The organism is Myroides sp. LJL115 (assembly GCF_054871665.1).
On sequence record NZ_JBTXLS010000028.1, the window covers coordinates 1 to 20325 of the forward strand.

General features: G+C 34.3%; 17 protein-coding genes. 8 read left to right on the forward strand and 9 right to left on the reverse strand.

What is annotated here, in order from left to right:
• Positions 1-507 precede the first annotated feature (507 nt).
• The gene (glmM, locus tag ACYSNX_RS08075; protein WP_461754171.1) at positions 508-1896 is read right to left on the reverse strand and encodes a phosphoglucosamine mutase; all 1389 of its coding nucleotides are present in this window, start codon (positions 1894-1896) and stop codon (positions 508-510) included.
• Positions 1897-1997: 101 nt separating this feature from the next.
• On the opposite strand from glmM, the gene ACYSNX_RS08080 reads away from it, so the two are divergent.
• From ACYSNX_RS08080 to nhaC, 7 genes are all read left to right on the forward strand, one after another.
• Positions 1998-2588 (forward strand): acyl carrier protein phosphodiesterase, encoded by a 591-nt coding sequence (locus ACYSNX_RS08080; protein WP_461754172.1) that lies wholly within the window; start codon positions 1998-2000, stop codon positions 2586-2588.
• Positions 2589-2867: 279 nt separating this feature from the next.
• Complete coding sequence (locus tag ACYSNX_RS08085; RefSeq protein WP_461754173.1) at positions 2868-4535, forward strand: chloride channel protein; 1668 nt, start codon at positions 2868-2870, stop codon at positions 4533-4535.
• A 775-nt stretch (positions 4536-5310) separates the two neighbouring features.
• On the forward strand, positions 5311-6138 hold the full coding sequence (locus ACYSNX_RS08090) for a serine O-acetyltransferase (RefSeq protein ID WP_461754174.1): 828 nt from the start codon (positions 5311-5313) through the stop codon (positions 6136-6138).
• A 28-nt stretch (positions 6139-6166) separates the two neighbouring features.
• A complete protein-coding gene (gene cysK, locus ACYSNX_RS08095; RefSeq protein ID WP_461754175.1) occupies positions 6167-7102 on the forward strand; it encodes a cysteine synthase A in 936 nt (311 codons plus the stop codon).
• A 147-nt stretch (positions 7103-7249) separates the two neighbouring features.
• Entirely contained in the window at positions 7250-8068 is an 819-nt protein-coding gene (locus tag ACYSNX_RS08100; protein ID WP_461754176.1) for a 5'-nucleotidase, lipoprotein e(P4) family, read from the forward strand.
• Positions 8069-8143: 75 nt separating this feature from the next.
• Entirely contained in the window at positions 8144-8920 is a 777-nt protein-coding gene (locus ACYSNX_RS08105; RefSeq protein WP_461754177.1) for a hypothetical protein, read from the forward strand.
• 423 nt (positions 8921-9343) lie between these two features.
• A complete protein-coding gene (gene nhaC, locus ACYSNX_RS08110; RefSeq protein WP_461754178.1) occupies positions 9344-10816 on the forward strand; it encodes a Na+/H+ antiporter NhaC in 1473 nt (490 codons plus the stop codon).
• Between the two features lie 365 nt (positions 10817-11181).
• Here nhaC and guaB read toward each other — a convergent pair whose 3' ends face one another.
• The 4 genes from guaB to ACYSNX_RS08130 form a co-directional block, all read right to left on the reverse strand.
• Positions 11182-12654, reverse strand: coding sequence for an IMP dehydrogenase (gene guaB, locus ACYSNX_RS08115; protein WP_461754179.1), 1473 nt, complete (start codon positions 12652-12654; stop codon positions 11182-11184).
• A 57-nt stretch (positions 12655-12711) separates the two neighbouring features.
• A complete protein-coding gene (locus ACYSNX_RS08120) occupies positions 12712-13578 on the reverse strand; it encodes a hydroxymethylglutaryl-CoA lyase (RefSeq protein ID WP_461754180.1) in 867 nt (288 codons plus the stop codon).
• A 156-nt stretch (positions 13579-13734) separates the two neighbouring features.
• Positions 13735-14364, reverse strand: a complete 630-nt coding sequence (locus ACYSNX_RS08125) for a LysE family translocator (protein WP_461754181.1) — start codon at positions 14362-14364, stop codon at positions 13735-13737.
• A 2-nt stretch (positions 14365-14366) separates the two neighbouring features.
• Positions 14367-15389, reverse strand: coding sequence for a quinone-dependent dihydroorotate dehydrogenase (locus ACYSNX_RS08130; RefSeq protein ID WP_461754182.1), 1023 nt, complete (start codon positions 15387-15389; stop codon positions 14367-14369).
• 225 nt (positions 15390-15614) lie between these two features.
• Here ACYSNX_RS08130 and ACYSNX_RS08135 point away from each other — a divergent pair, with 225 nt between their 5' ends.
• Positions 15615-18455: an FAD-binding and (Fe-S)-binding domain-containing protein gene (locus ACYSNX_RS08135; protein ID WP_461754183.1), complete on the forward strand. Its 2841-nt coding sequence runs from the start codon at positions 15615-15617 to the stop codon at positions 18453-18455.
• A 152-nt stretch (positions 18456-18607) separates the two neighbouring features.
• Here ACYSNX_RS08135 and ACYSNX_RS08140 read toward each other — a convergent pair whose 3' ends face one another.
• The 4 genes from ACYSNX_RS08140 to ACYSNX_RS08155 form a co-directional block, all read right to left on the reverse strand.
• Entirely contained in the window at positions 18608-18766 is a 159-nt protein-coding gene (locus tag ACYSNX_RS08140) for a hypothetical protein (protein ID WP_461754184.1), read from the reverse strand.
• Positions 18751-19017 (reverse strand): hypothetical protein, encoded by a 267-nt coding sequence (locus tag ACYSNX_RS08145; RefSeq protein WP_461754185.1) that lies wholly within the window; start codon positions 19015-19017, stop codon positions 18751-18753. Before ACYSNX_RS08145 ends, ACYSNX_RS08140 begins: the two co-directional genes overlap by 16 nt.
• A 28-nt stretch (positions 19018-19045) precedes the next feature.
• Positions 19046-19606, reverse strand: coding sequence for an ankyrin repeat domain-containing protein (locus ACYSNX_RS08150; protein WP_461754186.1), 561 nt, complete (start codon positions 19604-19606; stop codon positions 19046-19048).
• A 100-nt stretch (positions 19607-19706) separates the two neighbouring features.
• Positions 19707-20183: an SMI1/KNR4 family protein gene (locus tag ACYSNX_RS08155; RefSeq protein WP_461754187.1), complete on the reverse strand. Its 477-nt coding sequence runs from the start codon at positions 20181-20183 to the stop codon at positions 19707-19709.
• Positions 20184-20325 lie beyond the last annotated feature (142 nt).

Here is a 20325-nt window from a genome sequence, read left to right on the forward strand (position 1 = left end):
CCTTCATTAGGTAACATTCATTTACTACTCATTTAAATTAAGTTCAGTCCTTCAGTATTTCGTAAGACTTCTTGGTATTGCCAAGCTTGTATCCATACCTACTATGACTTCTGCTGACTTCTTACAGCAATTGTTATCCATAGTTCTGTAAAAAAAAACTTTCCTATGTCTGTAAGACCTCCCCAGGTAAGAACAGTAACTTTCCCCTCATATACCTGCTATATTTACCCTAAATATCTCCGTACAACTTTGGACTTCAGTTTGTTTAGCAACCTTATCCGATATTATTGAGCCTGATATAGTTTCTGTTCGTCAGGTCAAGGGTTTGCCTAGCGCTTCCTTCAGATTCCACCTTGCGATGGACACCCTTGCATTTGGCTAACACTTCCCGTTGTAAAGGCGTGTTCGGGACTTACACCCTAGAGTTACTACCCATGCTGGGCACACTAAAAAAACCACTTTTTTGAAGATTTCAAAAAGTGGTTTTTTTATTTTAAAAGCAATGTATTAAATTCCTGCTATTACGCTTAATTCTTCTATCATTCTTTGAGCCAATTGATCTGCATCTTCTTGGGTTTTAGCCTCTGTATAAATGCGAATAATTGGTTCTGTATTAGATTTACGCAAATGAACCCATGATTGTGGAAAATCAATCTTCACACCGTCCACTAAAGAAACCTCTTGGTTGGAATAGTTCTGTGCAATTTGCTCTAAAATCATGTCAACATTCAATTTAGGAGTAAGTTCAATTTTGTTCTTGCTCATAAAGTACTGTGGATAACTAGCTCTTAACTCAGCAACACTTTTATCTTGTTTAGATAAATGGGTTAAAAACAGAGCTGCTCCAATTAAAGAATCTCTTCCGTAGTGACTCTCTGGATAGATAATTCCTCCATTACCTTCTCCACCAATAACAGCATTAGTTTGTTTCATCAAACTTACCACGTTAACTTCTCCAACAGCCGAAGCGTTATACTGTCCATTATGTCCAACAGTTACATCTTTAAGAGCTCTTGAAGAAGATAAGTTAGATACAGTATTCCCTGGCGTTTGACTTAGAACGTAGTCTGCTACAGCAACCAAAGTATACTCCTCTCCAAACATTTGGCCATCTTCACTAATAAAAGCTAAACGATCTACATCTGGATCAACAACAATTCCAAAATCAGCCTTTTCTTTTACAACAAGTTCACAAATATCTTGTAAATGTTCTTTTAAAGGTTCTGGGTTATGAGCAAAGTGTCCAGTAGGTTCACAGTGAATTTTAATTACCTCTACTCCCATTTTCTCTAATAAAGCAGGTATTACAATACCACCTGAAGAGTTAACTCCATCTACAACTACTTTGTACTTTTTATTCTTAACACTTTCAAGGTCTACAAGTTTTAACTTTAAAACCTCCTCAATGTGTTTGTCCATATATCCCTCGATAGTAGTGATTTTACCTAAATCATCTACCTGAGCAAAATCGTATGACTCTTTTTCTGCTATAGCAATAATTTGAGCTCCTTGCTCAGCATCTAAGAATTCTCCCTTATCATTTAAAAGTTTTAAAGCATTCCACTGTTTTGGATTGTGAGATGCAGTTAGTATAATTCCACCATCTGCTTTTTCCAAAGGAACTGCAATTTCCACCGTTGGTGTAGTAGAAAGTCCTAAATCTATTACATCAATTCCCAAGCCCACTAATGTGTACATTACAAGATTGTGGATCATTTCACCCGATAGACGAGCATCACGTCCGATAACTATGCTTAATTTTTCTTTTGAAGAGTTATTCTTTAAAAAGCTACCATAAGCAGAGGCAAACTTTACCGCATCTATTGGAGTTAAATTATCTCCTACCTCACCACCAATGGTCCCTCTAATACCAGAAATCGATTTTATTAATGTCATAAGAATTTTATTTTTTTGTATTAGGACAAATATAACACAAAAACCATAGTTTATTGGCTTATCTTTGAGAATTACCCCAAGCCTAGTATTGCCAATTACATATGAATTTTTTAGCCCATATATTTTTATCCAAAGACATAACACCCATACAAATAGGGAATTTCATAGCCGACTCGGTAAGAGGCAAGCAGTACAAAGAGTATCCTAAAGAAATCCAACAGGGTATTATACTGCATCGACATATTGATACCTTCACAGACACACACCCAATTTGGAGACAAAGTAAAAAGAGAATTGTACCAAAGTACAATCACTATGCTGCAGTAATTATCGATATGTATTACGATTATTTTCTAGCTAAAAACTGGTCATTATTTAGCTCCACTCCATTAAAAGAATACAGCCAAAATTTCTATAAAATTCTAGAGGATAATTTTGAACTTTTACCCCAAAAAGTACAACACTTTTATCCCATTATGATCAGAGAGAATTGGTTATTAAAATACCAAAGCATAGAAGGGCTTCATTATATTCTCTCCCAGATGGATCGAAGAACTAAAGGAGTATCTAAAATGAGTCTGTCTACCAATGAATTAGAGCTTTATCATGAGCAATTTGAAAAAGAATTCTTTACTTTTTTTCACCTTTTACAAGAAGAAGTTAACTTTTTCATAGAAATTAACGATTTTTAACTTAAATTAGACTTTTTATCTGTAACTGCCCTCTATATGAAGAATGCGCTTAGTAAATTTGGCCAATTTTTTGCGAACTTACTCCACCCTATATTTATTTTTTTTAGCCGAATTTTTGGATCTATTTACAGGTTTATTCAATATTTATTTAAAAAGCTGATTATAGGGATAGAAAAAGCTTTTCATTATAGTGAAGGCATTTTATTTTTTGTAAAATCTTTCACTACAGATCGCCAATTTTTATATATCTCCTGCATCTTAGTTGGAGCAACCGCTGGTGTGGCTGTTTTAATACTAAAAGCCTTTGCTAGAGCTGTTTTTCAATATGCTACAAGTATAGATGGTATTTCCAGCATTCCATATACCTTTAGTATTTTACCTATATTTGGTATTGTGTTAACTGTATTTGTCGTTCGAAAATTCTTAGGCGGAAGTTTGGTAAAGGGAACTACAGAGATCATGATTTCTATTGCTAAAAAAGCAGGTATTATACCCAAAAAGCAAATGTATGCCCAGATTATAACCAGCTCACTTACTGTTGGTTTAGGAGGTTCTCTAGGTTTGGAATCCCCTACAGCTATAACAGGCGCGGCTTTGGGTTCAAATTATGCCCAAAATTACCTACTCTCTTATAAAGACCGATTACTTCTTTTAGCAAGTGGTGTAGCTGCCGGTATTGGAGCAATGTACAATGCACCAATTGGAGGTATATTTTATGCCGTAGAAATTATTTTACTTGAAGTTTCTACCGCATCCTTTATTCCTATTATGATAGCTAGTGTAACGGGAACCTTAGTGGCTAATCTTATCCAAAAAGAAGGCTTGCTTTTATCCTTAAAGTACCAACTTACCTTTAATCCTAGTGATCTTCCTTATTATTTAGTTTTAGGTGTAGTTATTGGTTTATTCAGTGTATACCATGCTAGAATATATAGAAACACAGTAAAGAAACTAAATTCCTACGTAGGACATCCTTATAAAAAAGCATTAATTGGAGCAGGCCTTTTAGGGGTCTTAATTTTAATTTTCCCTAGCTTATTTGGGGAAGGATATAATAGTATACGTTTACTACTTGGAGATCACCCACAGAGTATTTTATCTAATACTATCTTTGAAAAGTTTAGCACCAGTGAATGGTTTCTTTTGTTTTTTGTTTTATCTGCTGGTTTTGTAAAAACTATAGCTGTAGGTCTAACATTGGGAAGTGGTGGTAATGGAGGGGATTTTGCTCCTGCATTATTTGCAGGTTCCTATGTAGGCTTTGCATTTGGTAAATTACTGACTCTTATAGGTTTTAGTCATGCTCCAGTTCAAAATATGGCTGTAGTGGGTATGTCCGGGCTTATTTGTGGTTTATTTCATTCCCCTTTAACGGCAATATTTTTGATTGTAGAGGTCACTAATGGCTATGTACTCCTACCTCCTATTTTAATTGTTGTGGCACTATGCTATGCTATATCTAAAAGGCTAGAAACCTACGCTATGGACGTGAAGGAACTTGTACCAACTGGCCAGATTTTCACTAACGATAAAGACACAAATATACTATCTACAATTGATTTAGAGTCTTATGTTAAAAATGATGCTAGAACACTTAATAATCATGCAACCCCTGAACAAATAATGGATGCTCTAGGAAGTACTCAACTCTCCTTTATTCCTGTTGTTGATGATCAAAATAAAATTCAAGGTATTATCTATTTAGATAACGTAAGACCCCTTATTATTAACACCCTGCAAAACAAAACTTTAGATATATCCCAATTAATCAGTCCTGCTATTATTTTGGAAAAAAGTGACTCGGCAAAAACCTATATTGACAATTTTGACCAGCACCATGTACAACATATTTTAGTAGAAAGCCAAGGTATATACGCTGGTTATGTATCTAAAAACACCCTTATGGATGTATATAGAACAAACTTAAAGACTATGTTAATTGGGTAAGTTTCTAAAACATTTCTATACTAGTTAAAAAATACTAGGTACATCAATGGGTATTATTGAGGTAAAGCAAAACAGGCAATAAACACCAAAAGGAAGATATAAAGGTTATACAGGCTGAACTCCTTTTTAGTCTGTACTTCTTTTACGGTAAGGTTTTATTTTAACTATAATACAAGATGTACTATTACTATTTACCTAAAAACATCATTTTCATCACAATATCTCTTGAAATTCTAAAGTAATTTTTTTACCTACTATATAAATAATGAAAGGTCACCCTTTTTGAGGATGACCTTTTCATTGCAAAATTTCATGCTGACTTGTATTTATTTGAAAACTGTGAATAGAACAACAAAACAACAAAACTAAATTTCATCATAAGTAGCCAACTCATTAGAAATTCAAAATTAAATCTATTCCTTTTTTCAAGTATACAAGACAAAAAATGCTTGCTTTGAATCACTTCGCCTTCGTAATTCTTAAACAAATGTAAGATAATTATACATCACATTTTGTGCTATTTACTCATTTTAACATTTGTTATCTAAAATAGATAACATAAATACAAACAACTTAAAATCAATATATTACACCTCAAGTAATCTACAATAAGAATAATATATTGTTATATTTAGTTAAAATAATGAGTATACAATGATATATTATTAAATTTACCTATACAGTCGAAAACTGTTACTTAAAAATATTTTACAAATACCGATAGGACTTTTTATAGTATATAAAAAAACTATTTTATTGGACATTACCATAGACAATGCAAGCAAAATTTATTAAAGAGTTACTTCATAAGAATGAAAGTTCTCAATCCTTTTTAGACAAAAAGCGTATTGAAAAGTTTACCGACAGCCTTTTTCATTTTTTATTTCAATTAGAAGACAAAAAATACCTATGTGAAAAGGCTATAGATATTCGCATACAAGGTTTGAAAAATGAGTTAACTTCTATTGTTTTTAATATCAATCAAAATGGTGATAAATCCAACATAATTACCAAAGAGTTCTTTGATGCCTTACCGCAAATTTATTTCACTTTACAAACCGATGCAGATGCTATATTAAAAAATGACCCAGCAGCAACTTCCCTACAAGAAGTATATATTGCATACCCAGGGTTTTATGCCATTGCTATTTATAGATTTGCTCATCAATTACAAAAGCAGAAAGTAAGTTTGTTACCTAGAATTTGGACCGAATATGCCCATAGTAAAACAGGAATCGATATCCATCCTTCTGCCAAAATTGGAAAATACTTCTGTATAGATCACGGAACAGGTATTGTAATTGGAGAAACTTGTATAATTGGAGATAATGTGAAAATTTATCAAGGAGTTACTTTAGGGGCTATTTCCGTATCTAAGGATAAAGCCAATACTACAAGACACCCTTTAATCCAAGACAATGTAATTATTTACTCCGGAGCCACTATTTTAGGAGGAGATACTATCATTGGACATGATAGTGTTATCGGTGGTAACGTATGGTTAACCAAGAGTGTAGATCCAAACTCGATTATATACAGCAAGAGTAAAGTGTATACAAAAGACCAACAATCTGCCCCCAAACCTATTAACTTTATTATTTAATGCTACCTTTAAGTAAAAAATAAGAATTATGAAATTAGACAACATCCTACAGGCTATTGGAAATACGCCTCATGTAAAAATAAATAAGCTTTTTAATCCCGATATCAATGTTTGGATTAAATTAGAAAAACAAAACCCGGGAGGAAGCCTAAAAGACCGTATTGCCTTAGCTATGCTTATGCAAGCACAAGAACAAGGCCTTATCAATAAAGACACTACTATAATTGAACCAACCTCTGGAAATACAGGAGTTGGTTTAGCAATGGCTTGTGCAGTTCTAGGGTATAAATTAATCTTAGTTATGCCTGAGTCCATGAGTATTGAAAGGAGAAAACTTATGGCTGCCTATGGAGCTAAGTTCGTCCTTACTCCTAAAGAATTAGGAACTGCTGGATCGGTGGCAAGAGCTAATGAATTATCCTTAGAAACACCGAATTCTTGGGTACCTCAACAATTCAACAACCCTGCAAATCCAGAAATCCACAGACAAACAACAGCTCAAGAAATCCTAAGAGATTTCCCAGAAGGAATTGATTACCTAGTAACTGGCGTAGGAACAGGAGGTCATATCACAGGTGTAGCAGAGGTATTAAAAAAGGAATTCCCCAACTTAAAGGTATATGCAGTAGAGCCTTCAAACTCTCCTGTATTAAGTGGAGGAAAACCAGGGCCACACTCCCTTCAAGGTATTGGAGCAGGTTTTGTCCCAAAAATTCTAAATCCTTCAATTTTTGATGGTATTCTGACAGTGGACAAAGAAAAAGCTTACCAATACACTAATGCAATAGCAAGTAAAGAAGGTATTCTAGCAGGTGTATCCACTGGAAGCTCTCTTGCTGCTATTGAGCAGTTATTACCACAAATCCCAAAAGGATCTACCGTATTAACCTTTAACTATGATACAGGTGAGAGATATTGGTCAGTAGATGAATTATTTGACGAGAAATCTGCTGAAATAAAGTAATATAACAACAAGAGCCCCATAATTAATCAAATATTGGGGCTTTATTTTTTACTAAAGGCCCTAAAATTGGCAATGTTATATAAACGCTAACAAAATTTTTAGAATTAAATGTGTAGTTTTGTGCAAATTAGAAATTAATAAACTATCATGTTAAAAAGATCATTGCTTATTGCAAGTATTGCTTTTGTATCTTTATACTCTTGTGCACCAGCACAGCAAAGGCAACAAGTAAAACCTACTACAGAACTAAATAATATAGAACTAGAAGGAAAACTTTACGCAGCTGTTTTTCAACAAAACGCAGCTGAATACCAAGCACTTTGCCTACAAGCCTTTAACATTGCTAGATTGCAATTAGACAATATTCTACAACAAGAGCACCAAAAACCTATCGCTATTGTAACAGATATAGATGAAACTTTCTTAGACAACTCCCCTTATGCAGTTCAAATGGCAAGAGAAGGTAAGTCCTTTAGCCAAGAATCTTGGAATAAGTGGACTATAAAGGCTGACGCAAAGCCAGTTTTAGGTAGCCTTGACTTTTTTAACTATGCAGCTTCAAAAAACGTAGAGGTATTTTATATCACAAACCGTGGAGAATTAGATAAAGAAGGAACAATCCAAAACTTAAAAAAATATAATTTCCCTTTTGCAGATAACGATCATGTTATTGTAAGAACAGCTGAATCAAGCAAAGAGACTCGTCGCGAGGACTTAAACAAAACACACGAAATCGTATTATTATTAGGAGATAACTTATCGGACTTCTCTGCTGCTTTTGATAAGAAGAGCCAAGAAGAAAGATTACAAAATGTTATTTCCAACCAAGACTTATTTGGTAAGAAATTTATTGTATTTCCAAACTCAGGATATGGAGATTGGGAAGCTGCTTTATTTAATTACCAAAAAGATCTAACTCCTTCCCAAAAAGACGCTATATACAATCAAAGCGTGATTGGATTCTAAAAAACATAAACTAATAATCATTATCAAATAAACATGAAAAGATTTTTTACATGCAGCCTTATTTTAACTCTATTTATGGGAGTTACAAGTTGCTCTAATAGTGATGACACTATTATTCGCCCGGAAGAAAACATTGAAATATTTGCTGGAAACTGGGAAACAGATGAGCTAACTTATGATATACCAGGACTACATAGTGGTACGTTTAAATTCGTACAATTAAGCGGTAAATTCGGTGCAGAATACCCTTATAAAGAAGTATATAAAATCACCTCTCAAGACCAAATTACTTTATCTCAGTACACTGAAGACGGAACTCTTATTAAGTCATACACAGGTAAAGTACAAGGGAAAGACATCGTTTTTGAAGGATTTGAAACAAGAACAATTACTAAAGCAAATGAAGCTCAATTTGTTGTTTCTTACCCAATGACATTAATGGGAACAACAGCTAAAGTTCAAGTAACTACTTTAAAGCAAGCTGAAATGGAAGACTTCATAGGTACTTGGAAAACAGATAGACTAGCTTATGATATCCCTGATGTTCACAGTGGTGAATATGCATTTTCAGAAATGCCACCAGTATCAGATCCAAATCGTATTATTGAAGAACAAATCACTATTGCTTTAGATAGTAAAACAGATGGATTAATTGCTACTTTAGTTCAAATTACAGCAAAGGGAGACAAGCTTGATCCAGTGGTTTCTCCTATTAGCGAGGATTTAACAGTTAAGTTCGGAGATTCTGTAAGAACCTTTATTACTACAGACAGAAGTACTTTATATTCTACTTATAAGTTTACTCTTTTTGGAACAACTGCAAATGCAGAAGTTTCTTATATAAAATTATAACTCTACTGAATTAACACAGTTTCAAAAACGCCTCCATAATATATGGGGGCGTTTTTTATTCTCCCCCTTATTCCCTTTTTAAAAGTCTACATACGCTTCAACTTGCTTACCAATATAGGTGTAAAATATTAGCATACTAAAATTTCCAATTAAAAGTAAAGTACCCTATATAAAAATCCCTTACAGCCTATTAGAACTCCTAGTAAATTCTGGTACTATCACCTTTTTTACAAATAGTAAATACACCACTGTATTATTCACTATAAATATACACATCCCATTAACAAAACATACAAAAACCACACAAACTCCTTATATTCTAAAAAAACTACTTTTGAAAAATTAGGCGATTTTTATCACATAAGAACATTTACTTTACATAAAAAAACGTATATTTCTTGATTAGAATAATTCTTTTTTATTATGCAGACATCCGCACCAAAGAAAATCACCCTTTTACAGGCGTTAATTCCAATGGTCTTTTTAATTAGCCTTTTGGGCTTTAATGTTTTTATATACCAAGCTGAGTCTTTACGTGGTAGTAATCAATTTATATTGCTTCTAGCTGGTTTACTAGCCATCTTTATAGGATTATACAATAGAGTACCATATGACAAAATGCTTAATAAAGTAAGCAAAAACGTCAAAGACACTACTATGGCTATCTTCATTCTACTATTGGTAGGAAGTTTGTCTGGAACATGGCTTTTATCTGGAGTAATTCCAACAATGATATATTACGGATTACAAGTTTTAAACCCACATGTATTTTTGCCATGTTGTGTGATAATTTGTTCAATCATCTCGGTTTCTACAGGAAGTTCATGGACTACCTCAGCAACGGTGGGAATTGCACTTATTGGAATTGGAAATACTATGGGTATTAACCCGGCTATTAGCGCAGGTGCTATTATCTCAGGAGCTTACTTTGGAGATAAGCTATCCCCTTTATCCGATACAACCAATTTAGCTGCTGCTATTGCAGGAACCGATCTTTTTACACATATTCGTTATATGATGTATACAACAGTTCCCACCTATGTGGTTACTCTTTTAGCTTTTGTAATTATTAGTTTTAATATGGATGTATCCACTAGCATTGATATTAGCGAAACTCTAGAGGCTATTGAACAAACATTTAATATTTCTCCTTGGCTATTTTTAGTACCAGTGATGGTAATTTGCTGTATTTTATTTAAAGTAAAACCAATTATGGCTTTACTTATTGGTACAATCTTAGGAGCTATTTTCGCTTTAATCTTCCAACCAGAGTTAGTTGGTCTAGTTGGTGGAGCTCAAAAAGTAGGTGATTTAGATATCATTACGGGATATAAAGGCCTTATGAATGCCATTACCACAGATATAGAAATTATTTCTCCTATGGAGAGTCTAAATAGCTTATTCAAAGCAGGAGGTATGAAAAGTATGCTAAACACAGTTTGGCTTATTTTATGCGCTATGTTCTTTGGCGGTATTATGGAATCTATTGGAGCTTTAAAGAAAGTAACTAAATCCTTACTAATATTTGCAAAGAGTACTTTTGGACTTTTTGCCAGTACGGTAACAAGTTGTATAGCAGTAAACATTACAGCCTCTGAGCAGTACTTATCTATTGTTATTCCAGGCAAAATGTTTGCCAAAGAATACCAAAAAAGAGGCCTTGCACCGGAGAATTTAAGTAGAACACTAGAAGATGGAGGGACAGTAACCTCTGTACTTATTCCATGGACTACTTGTGGAGCTTATCACGCAGGTGTATTAGGAGTGGAAACTCTTGCGTATTTACCTTATGCTTTCTTTAATTTAATTAGCCCAATTATGACTTTATTATTTGTGGCTTTCTCCATTAAGATTAGACGTATTTTTACTCCAAATAAAGAACAGCAACTTTCTTAGTAAATAAACATCAATATAAAGGGGGCTATTTCAAATGAAATAGCCCCCTTTATATTATACACAAGATAGCTAACTACCCATCTATTACAAGGCATTGAAGTACTTAAACATCCTTATCCCTTAGAGGTGCCTCTTATACTTACGTCAGCAGTAAATGTAACAAGAGCATTTACATGTTTTGCATTTATTGTACAAATAAATGTATTTCCCTCACATTCCCCTTAGGTTAAACAGTTTTACTTTTCATTCCATGATAAAGTAAATACCAAATAAAACGCCCTTATATATCATTTATATAAGGGCGTTTTCTATACTATAGCTTTTTTACTTAGCATTTTGAATTGCTTGTAAAGAGCTTCCAATTATTATCTAGAATAATTTGGCGCTGATTTAGTAATAGTAATGTTATGAGGGTGGCTCTCTCCAATACCTGAAGCTGTTAATTGTACAAAACGTGCAACTTCTTGTAGTGTTGGAATATCTTTAGCTCCACAGTATCCCATACCTGCTCTTAAACCACCGATGAACTGTAACATACTCTCGTTTAATTCACCTTTGTAAGCTACTCTTCCTTCGATACCTTCTGGAACTAATTTCTTCACATCATCTTCCACATCTTGGAAGTAACGATCTTTAGAACCTTGCTTCATTGCTGCAACAGACCCCATTCCACGGTAAGCTTTGAATTTTCTTCCTTCAAAGATAATTGTTTCTCCTGGAGATTCTTTTGTACCAGCTAACATAGAACCAAGCATTACACAGTCCGCACCAGCTCCAATAGCCTTAGGGATATCTCCTGTGTAACGAAGACCACCATCACCAATAACAGGAACACCTGTTCCTTTTAAAGCAGCAGCAACTTCCATAATAGCAGAGAATTGAGGAAACCCTACTCCTGCAACAACTCTTGTTGTACAGATAGAACCTGGTCCAATTCCAACTTTAACAGCATCTGCACCGTTTTCAACTAAGAATAAAGCAGCCTCTGGAGTAGCAATGTTTCCAACCACTACGTCGATTTCAGGGAAAGCAGCTTTTACTTGTTTTAAAACACCAACAACTCCTTGAGTATGTCCGTGAGCTGTATCGATAATTAAAGCATCTACTCCAGCTTTTACTAAAGCTTCTGCTCTATCTACTGCATCTGCAGTAACTCCTAAAGCAGCTGCTACACGTAAACGACCAAATTTATCTTTATTAGCGTTAGGTTTTAAAGTTAATTTTGTGATATCGCGGAAAGTAATTAATCCTACTAATTTATAATCTACATCTACCACTGGTAGTTTTTCGATTTTATTTTGTTGAAGGATCTCTTCTGCTTGTGGTAAAGTTGTACCTTGTTTTGCAGTTACTAAGTTTTCCTTAGTCATTACCTCTGTAATAGGTCTTGAGAATACTTTCTCAAAACGCATATCTCTATTGGTAATAATACCTTTTAAAACACCATTTTCATCCACAATTGGAATACCTCCAATGTTATACTCAGCCATTGCTTGTTTAGCATCACCAACAGTTGCAGTTAGAGGAAGAGTAACAGGATCCAAAATCATACCTGATTCTGCTCTTTTTACTTTTCTAACCTCTTTGGCTTGCTGCTCTGTAGTCATGTTCTTGTGGATCACTCCGATTCCACCTTCTCTTGCCATAGCAATAGCCATATCGCTTTCCGTTACTGTATCCATAGCTGCAGATACAATAGGAACGTTTAATGTTATGTTTCTTGAAAAATTTGTTTTTAAACTTACCTCGCGTGGTAATACTTCTGAATAGTTAGGAACTAATAGAACGTCATCGTAAGTTAGTCCTTGACCGATGATTTTAGCTGTGTGTGCTTTCATGTGCAATTGTAGTTGAATTGCACGCAAATTTAGCTTTTTTAAATCAATTAAAAAAATCTAGTGGTAAAAATTAAATATTTTTAACGCCTCGTTGTAAGAACTCTCGAAAGACATTGCATTTAAATTGGTATCTATCTTATTTGCAGTAAAGTAACTCAAAAGCTTTTCTGTAGGCATATTACCTATCAATTCATCTTTAGCCATTGGGCAGCCTCCATAACCTTTAATAGCACCATCAAAACGAATACAGCCCGCTTTAAAAGCAGCGTCCACTTTCTCAAACCAAGTATCTTTTGCTGTATGTAAATGCGCTCCAAATTCTATTGTAGGGTAAGCTGGAATTAAAGCAGAATATAAATAATCTATTACCTCAGGGGTAGAAGAGCCAATTGTATCAGATAAAGAAATAATTTCCACACCCATTTGAGCTAAACGCTCTGTCCACATACCAACAATATCTACATTCCATGGATCTCCATAAGGATTTCCAAATCCCATAGATAAGTAAGCCACTACTTTTTTATTGTTCTTAGCGGCAATATTTAATATTTCCTGTAGACTTATTAAAGAATCCGCAATAGTTTTATGGGTATTTCTCATTTGAAAGTTCTCCGAAATAGAAAATGGGAAGCCCAAATATTCTATCTCTTTATGCATAGCTGCCATTTCAGCCCCTCTAGTGTTAGCAATAATAGCTAGAAGCTTACTTTGGGTTCTACTTAGGTCCAATCCTTGCAAAACTTCTTGAGTATCTTGCATTTGAGGGATAGCTTTTGGCGAAACAAAACTACCAAAGTCAATACTATCATACCCTACCCTAAGTAAGGATTGAATATATTGAATCTTCAAAGAAGTTGGAATAAACATTTTAATGCCTTGCATAGCATCGCGAGGGCATTCTATAATTTTAACTTTTGCTTGCATACTCCCAAATATAAAGGAATTATAGGGAATTTACCAAACGTAAAAAAAATAATTTCCTCCTACTTCTTTTAAGTGTATTGGCTCATAAAAAAACAGGTTTCTCAAAGAATTACTTCTTTTAAAAAACCTGTTTTAAAATATTGTATTTATATCCCTCTATAATAAACTAAACCAAAGGTACAGTCCTAAAAAACCAAACAGCAAAATTTGCACCCACTTTATAATAGTAGTAAAAAGTTTACTAGTAGTAATAAAGGTTGCAAAGTATCCAGCAATGGTACAGATTAACCCAAAGACCACAAGTGCTTGTCCAATAAAGATAAGTCCTAAGATAAAAACTTGCTCCTTTATACTGTAAATGCTATCGGTGACCAAAAACCCTGGAAAAAGACCAAGAAAGAACATCATTACTTTAGGGTTTAGGACATTCATCCAAAATCCCTTTTGTACAAATGCGAAAAAGCCCACTTTCTGGGTAGAACCACTTTCGATGGTAATGCTACTCTTATCTCTAAAAATAGCTACACAGAGCCACAGTAAATAAGCTCCACCTAAGAACTTTACAATACTGAAAGCCAAATTAGAGGAAACAATCAAGTTTGAAATACCAAAGGCAAATAAGCTTAGATGCACTACTAGTCCGCATAAAAGCCCTGCAACGATGGCATAACCAGATTTGCGTCCATGGGTAACGGTTTGAGAAATAACAAACAAAACATCGGGTCCTGGACTAATGGCCAATAACACACTTGTTATTAGAAAACCATAGAGGATATGATCTGGCATTACTACTTCTTAGAAGCTAAGATTCGCTGGTTTATTTGTTTAATTAAAGCTGGTCCCTCATAGATAAATCCACTATAAAGCTGGATTAAGCTAGCACCTGCTTCTAACTTGTCTATAGCATCTTGAGCGCTGTGAATACCTCCTACTCCAATAATAGGGAAAGCTTTATTACTTTTCTCAGATAGAAAGCGAATTACTTCAGTACTTCTCTGAGTTAAAGGTTTTCCACTTAATCCACCCATTTGCTCTTTATTAGAAGACATTAAATTATCTCTTGAAATAGTAGTGTTAGTAGCAATTACACCTGCAATTTTTGTCTGTGTTACAATCTCAATAATATCCATTAATTGCTCATTAGTTAAATCCGGAGCTATTTTAAGTAAAATTGGTTTAGGGTTGCTCTTAGCGTTATTTTTAACTTGAAGTGCATTTAATAAAGCCATCAATGGTTCTTTATCTTGCAAAGCTCTTAAATTAGGGGTATTTGGAGAACTCACATTTACCACAAAATAATCTACATAATCAAATAAAGCATCAAAACAGTAATTGTAATCTAAAATAGCATCCTCATTAGGAGTATTCTTATTCTTACCAATATTACCGCCAATTAAAGTACCTTTATTTTTTCTGAGTCTTTCAACAGCCTGTTCTACTCCACCATTATTAAATCCCATACGGTTAATTAAACCTTGATCTTCTCTTAGACGAAAAAGTCTAGGTAGCTCATTTCCTGGTTGCCCCTTTGGAGTTAATGTTCCGATTTCTATAAATCCAAAACCGAAATTTTCCAATTCACTGTATAATTTTGCATCTTTATCCAAACCTGCAGCAAGTCCAACAGGGTTTTTAAATTTCAATCCGAAAACTTCTGTTTCTAATCTTGGATCATTAATTTGACAATTTGCTCTAATCAATGCAGATACACCTGGTATTTTATTTAATATTTTTAAACTATTAAAGGTGAAATGATGCACCTTCTCTGGATCAAATTTAAAAAGTATGGGTCTAATTAAGCTTTTATACATTGTGTATCTAATTTGTTGCGTGTTAATTTGGTTGCAAAGGTAATACTTTTAGCCTTAGTTTTAAAAGGAGTTATTTAGGTTTTAGCAAATTACATTAAGGCTTGTATAATTATCAGAATAAAAATACAAATAGCAGATAAAAAACATTTTCTTTCAATAAAAACACCTAAAAACATTGGGTTTTCACAATCTTCTTTAGTAAATTGCGCCTTTAAATCAATAGCTATGTCAAAATACGCTTATAAAGAGTTTGTCCAAAAATTATCCCTTAAAATAACTAAATCCCAAATTATCACAAACCCCTTACAACTACTCGCTTACGGTAGTGATGCGAGCTTTTATCGCCTTACTCCAAAAGTGGTTGTTTTCGTTAAAAACGAAGCCCAAGTAAGGGAGTGTTTATTGCTAGCTGATAAATTAAAATTAGCTGTTTGCTTTCGCGCAGCAGGAACTAGCCTATCGGGACAAGGCATAACGGACTCTATCTTAATAGTAGCAACTAGCCATTGGCAAGAATACGAGGTTTTAAATGAAGGATTACAAATTAAACTTCAACCCGGAATTAGAGGTATAAAAGCAAATCAGCTTTTAAAACCATATGGCAGAAAGATTGGACCAGATCCTGCCTCTTTAAACGCAGCAATGATTGGTGGAATTGCTGCCAATAATGCAAGTGGTATGTGCTGTGGTATTTCACAAAACTCCTATAATACTATTAAAGATATCCGTATAGTATTACAAGATGGGACTGTGCTAGATACTAGCGATAACCAAAGCGTAGAGGATTTTTTAGAATCCAAATTTACTTTGGTAGAGAAAATCAAGACTCTCCACCAAAGTATACATGCAGATCCATTACTAAAGCAAACCATTGAAAATAAATTCAAGATAAAAAATACTATAGGATACAGTATTAATGCTTTTATTGACTATCACGATCCTATTGAAATTATCAAACATCTAATGATTGGTTCGGAAGGTACTTTGGGTTTTATCAGTAATATCACCTATAATACAGTGGAGAATTACGAGTTTAAATCCTGTAGCCTAGTGGTTTTTTCTGACATAGAACAAGCCGCTTTAGCTGTACCTATCTTAAAGCAAACTCCGGTAATGGCCGTGGAGTTAATGGACAGAAATAGTATCACTACTATTGAAGATGACCCATTAGCGCCTTCCTTTTTCAAAGACTTACCTGAGCAAACTTGTGTTCTTTTAATAGAAACCCAGGCCCATAGTGAAGAGCAATTAATTCAAAATCAGCTTTTAATCACTAAAGCCCTTGAAAGGGTAACTACCCTAGCGCCTTTTAGTTTTACAAGTGATCCTGTTTTATATGCTTTTTATTGGAAAGCAAGAAAAGGTCTTTTGCCAAGTGTAGGAGCCCTAAGAGAAGCTGGAACAACTTGCATTATAGAAGATGTAGCCTTTAAAGTAGAGGATTTAGCCAAAGGAGCTATAGCTCTTCAAGAATTATTTAAAGACTTACACTATTACGATGCAGTGTTATTTGGACATGCCTTACAAGGAAATTTACACCTTGTATTCTCTCAAGATTTCTCCAATGAACTTCAAGTAAGAAGATATGGCATGCTAATGCAAGGCTTAAGTGATATCGTAGTCAACCAATTTGGTGGATCATTAAAAGCAGAACATGGGACTGGTAGAAATATGGCCCCTTTTGTAGAAATGGAATGGGGAGAGAAGGCCTATAGTATTATCAAAGAAATCAAGGCGATATTCGACCCAGTTAATTTACTTAACCCAGGGGTTATTATTAACAATAATCCCAAAGTTCACTTACAGGATTTAAAGCCATGTGAGGCAACTAGCCCAATTATTGATAGTTGTATAGAATGTGGGTTTTGTGAACCCAACTGCGTTTCTCATAATTTAACTCTATCCCCAAGACAAAGGATAGTAGTGGCTAGAGAAATTCAACGCTTAAAAAACAGAAAAGTAGATTCTACAGAATTGGACAACTTAAAGAAATACAGAGAATACTATGTAGACCAAACTTGTGCTATAGATGGACTATGCTCTCTTGCATGTCCAGTTTCCATTGATACAGGAGAATACGTAAAGAGCTTCCGCGAGAAAAAGATTCCTTCCAAGGAAAAACTAGACGTTACCTTCACTCCTATTAATCTAGCCGCCTTAACAGCTCGAGCCAGAATTGGATTAAAGGCTTTAAGCATGATTCAAACTATAATAGGCAATAAAAACATGCTTAATCTCTCTACTCGCTTTAGAAGATTATCCAATAACACCTTGCCTCAATGGAACCCAGCAATGCCAGGTGCTTGTAAAACAAAGCTTAAAAAGACAGAACCACATGCCACTACAAAAAAGCAAGTAGTCTATTTTGCCTCATGTATTAACCGAACTATGGGTAAATCCAAGGATTATCCAAGTGAAGACAAAGACCTTGTACAAACTACTTTAAATATATTAGAGAGAGCCGGATATGATGTTATCCTTCCTGCTGATATCAACTACCTATGCTGCGGAATGCCTTTTGCTAGCAAAGGGTATGCACAAAAAGGAGCACAATTCACCGAGGCCTTAGAGGATGCTTTAAATATTGTTTCTCACTATGGAGAGATTCCAATCCTTTTTGACATGAGTCCATGCTTCCATCATTTTACTCAACAAGAATTTGATCATAATTTACAGATTTTTGACCCAATTTCCTTTATGCTAGAAAAGGTAATGCCGGTTTTACCTATTACAAAATCTTTAGAACAAATTGACATATTCGCAGTTTGCTCGGTTAAAAAGGATAATTTAGAAGCAAAACTGATAGAACTTGCTAATTTATGCAGCACTAATGTAAACGTACTAGAGAGTAATTGTTGTGGATTTGCTGGAGATAAAGGATTCTTTTTTCCAGAACTTAACCAATTTGGAACCAAAGACCTAAAAGAGCAAATTACCCAAAACACCCAAGGGTGCTTCACAACAAGTAGATCTTGTGAAATTGGACTGTCTAACCACACACAGGAAAATTTCAAATCAGTTTTTTATCTTGTAGACCAAGTAACCCAAAACTCAAGCCCGTTTTAAAATAAAATACCTTAATATAAAAGCCCTTTACTTAAACAGTAAAGAGCTTTTATATATTAAAATCATTATTACATATTAGCATTAGTCTATTTTTAAATCGGAAATAGCGGCCAATCTACAACTATTACCCCTTATCAATAAAATAACTGCTATTATTTCTTACCATTAATAGGCAGAGTAAGTTTTTGCCAACCACTGTTTCTAGAAGCTTCTACAGATAATTTACTATACCCAGATTTGGTCGATTTCACAGGAATTAATGTCAATAATTTCACAATATCCTCCTTATCAACTTCTATATTCTGCGGCAAATCAACACTCTTTTTACTCTTCCAGGAAACATTGCTAATAAATAATGCCCATCCCTTACAACTAATCCATTTTGAATCAGCTCTATGACCCTACTGATAAACAATATTGGAAATTGATTAGCAGCATCTTGATCGTAAAAGTTCCAATACTGAGGCAATACAATAAATAACTCTATCCTTGGAGTACATAGATCATACAGCCCATAAGTAAATAACATTCTATTATTTACAGGCACTAATTTCAATTGCATCTTTCCTATTGCAAGGAGCGTAGGAATATTAAATGGTAAAAACTCGATCAAACTTTAAAGATAAATACTCTAGGATTCCACTAGCTTTATCCTCTATCCAATCTAGCAAGACAAAGTGACTCTTAGCTCCGGCTTTAATTAAAAGCTCTTCAATATCTTTTTTACCTCTACCTTTTTCTTCATCTAGAGGTAAGTACCCAGTTAAGTGCATTCTATTTACATCTGCTCCATGGTCGATTAAGGTTTTTACTATTTCATAATTCCCTGACATCACTGTACTCATTAATGGAGAAATCAAATCCGTAGTGTTACCATCTACTTTTGCCCCATTTTCTAGTAGCCATAAAACGCAGTCCATTTTATTTTCTTGTCCGGCATACCCCAAGACTGTTTTATATTTAGTTAAGGATTGATCTAAAGGAATCTTAGATACCTCACTAATGAAAACTAGTGTTTCTAAATCACCATGTACAACTGTGTATTCTAAAGCAGAATCATAAACAGAAACATACTCTTCAAAAAAAGAAGGATATTGTTGCAACAACTTCTCAATCTCGCTAAACTTTTTCTGGTCTAAAAAGAGCTTCAAAGCTCCTAATTATCTCTCTATCCATCCTGGCTAGTCTTTCCAAATTACGCGAATATTCTTCTTCTTTCACACTTAATCAAACATCTAAAACTACTGTTTATCATCCAAGCTCCCAGTTCTGTAGATAACTACAAAAATCTTCAAAGCTAGGTGCTACAGGTAGTAATCCTTCCATTAAATCATATTCATGATAAAATACTTTTACAACACCCGTTTTAAGATCCATCCAAATGGTATTTCCACAACCATCATCTGCAAATGGAATATGCGTTTGACTTAAGGCAAAGATCTCTGGATTTTCACTTTCCTTAATGCACTGTATTTCAATCATATTGGCTAAAGTAAGAAAGAACTCCACTTCAATTTTATCCCAACTACCTTTTTCAATAGGGAAAAACTTACTCCTAAAGATCATTGCGCCTCTGGGAAATTGTATCCCATCATAAATTCGATATACATCCATAAAACTATCTACACCTGTAGCCGAACAGCCCTTTATTACATCTAAAATATCAGGATCCGATAAGGAAGAGTCTTTACCAATAAATAATAACTCTTTATTTTTAAATATTTTCATTATAATGTAAAATTTAAGTACAGTACTCATTATAAGGCCGCCTTTATATTCTTATTAAAAAAGGGTAGTCAGCAAGGTTTTTATTTTAGATAAACATCCTCCTCAGGAGCCTTGGGATTATATAGTATAACTATGTGCTCCC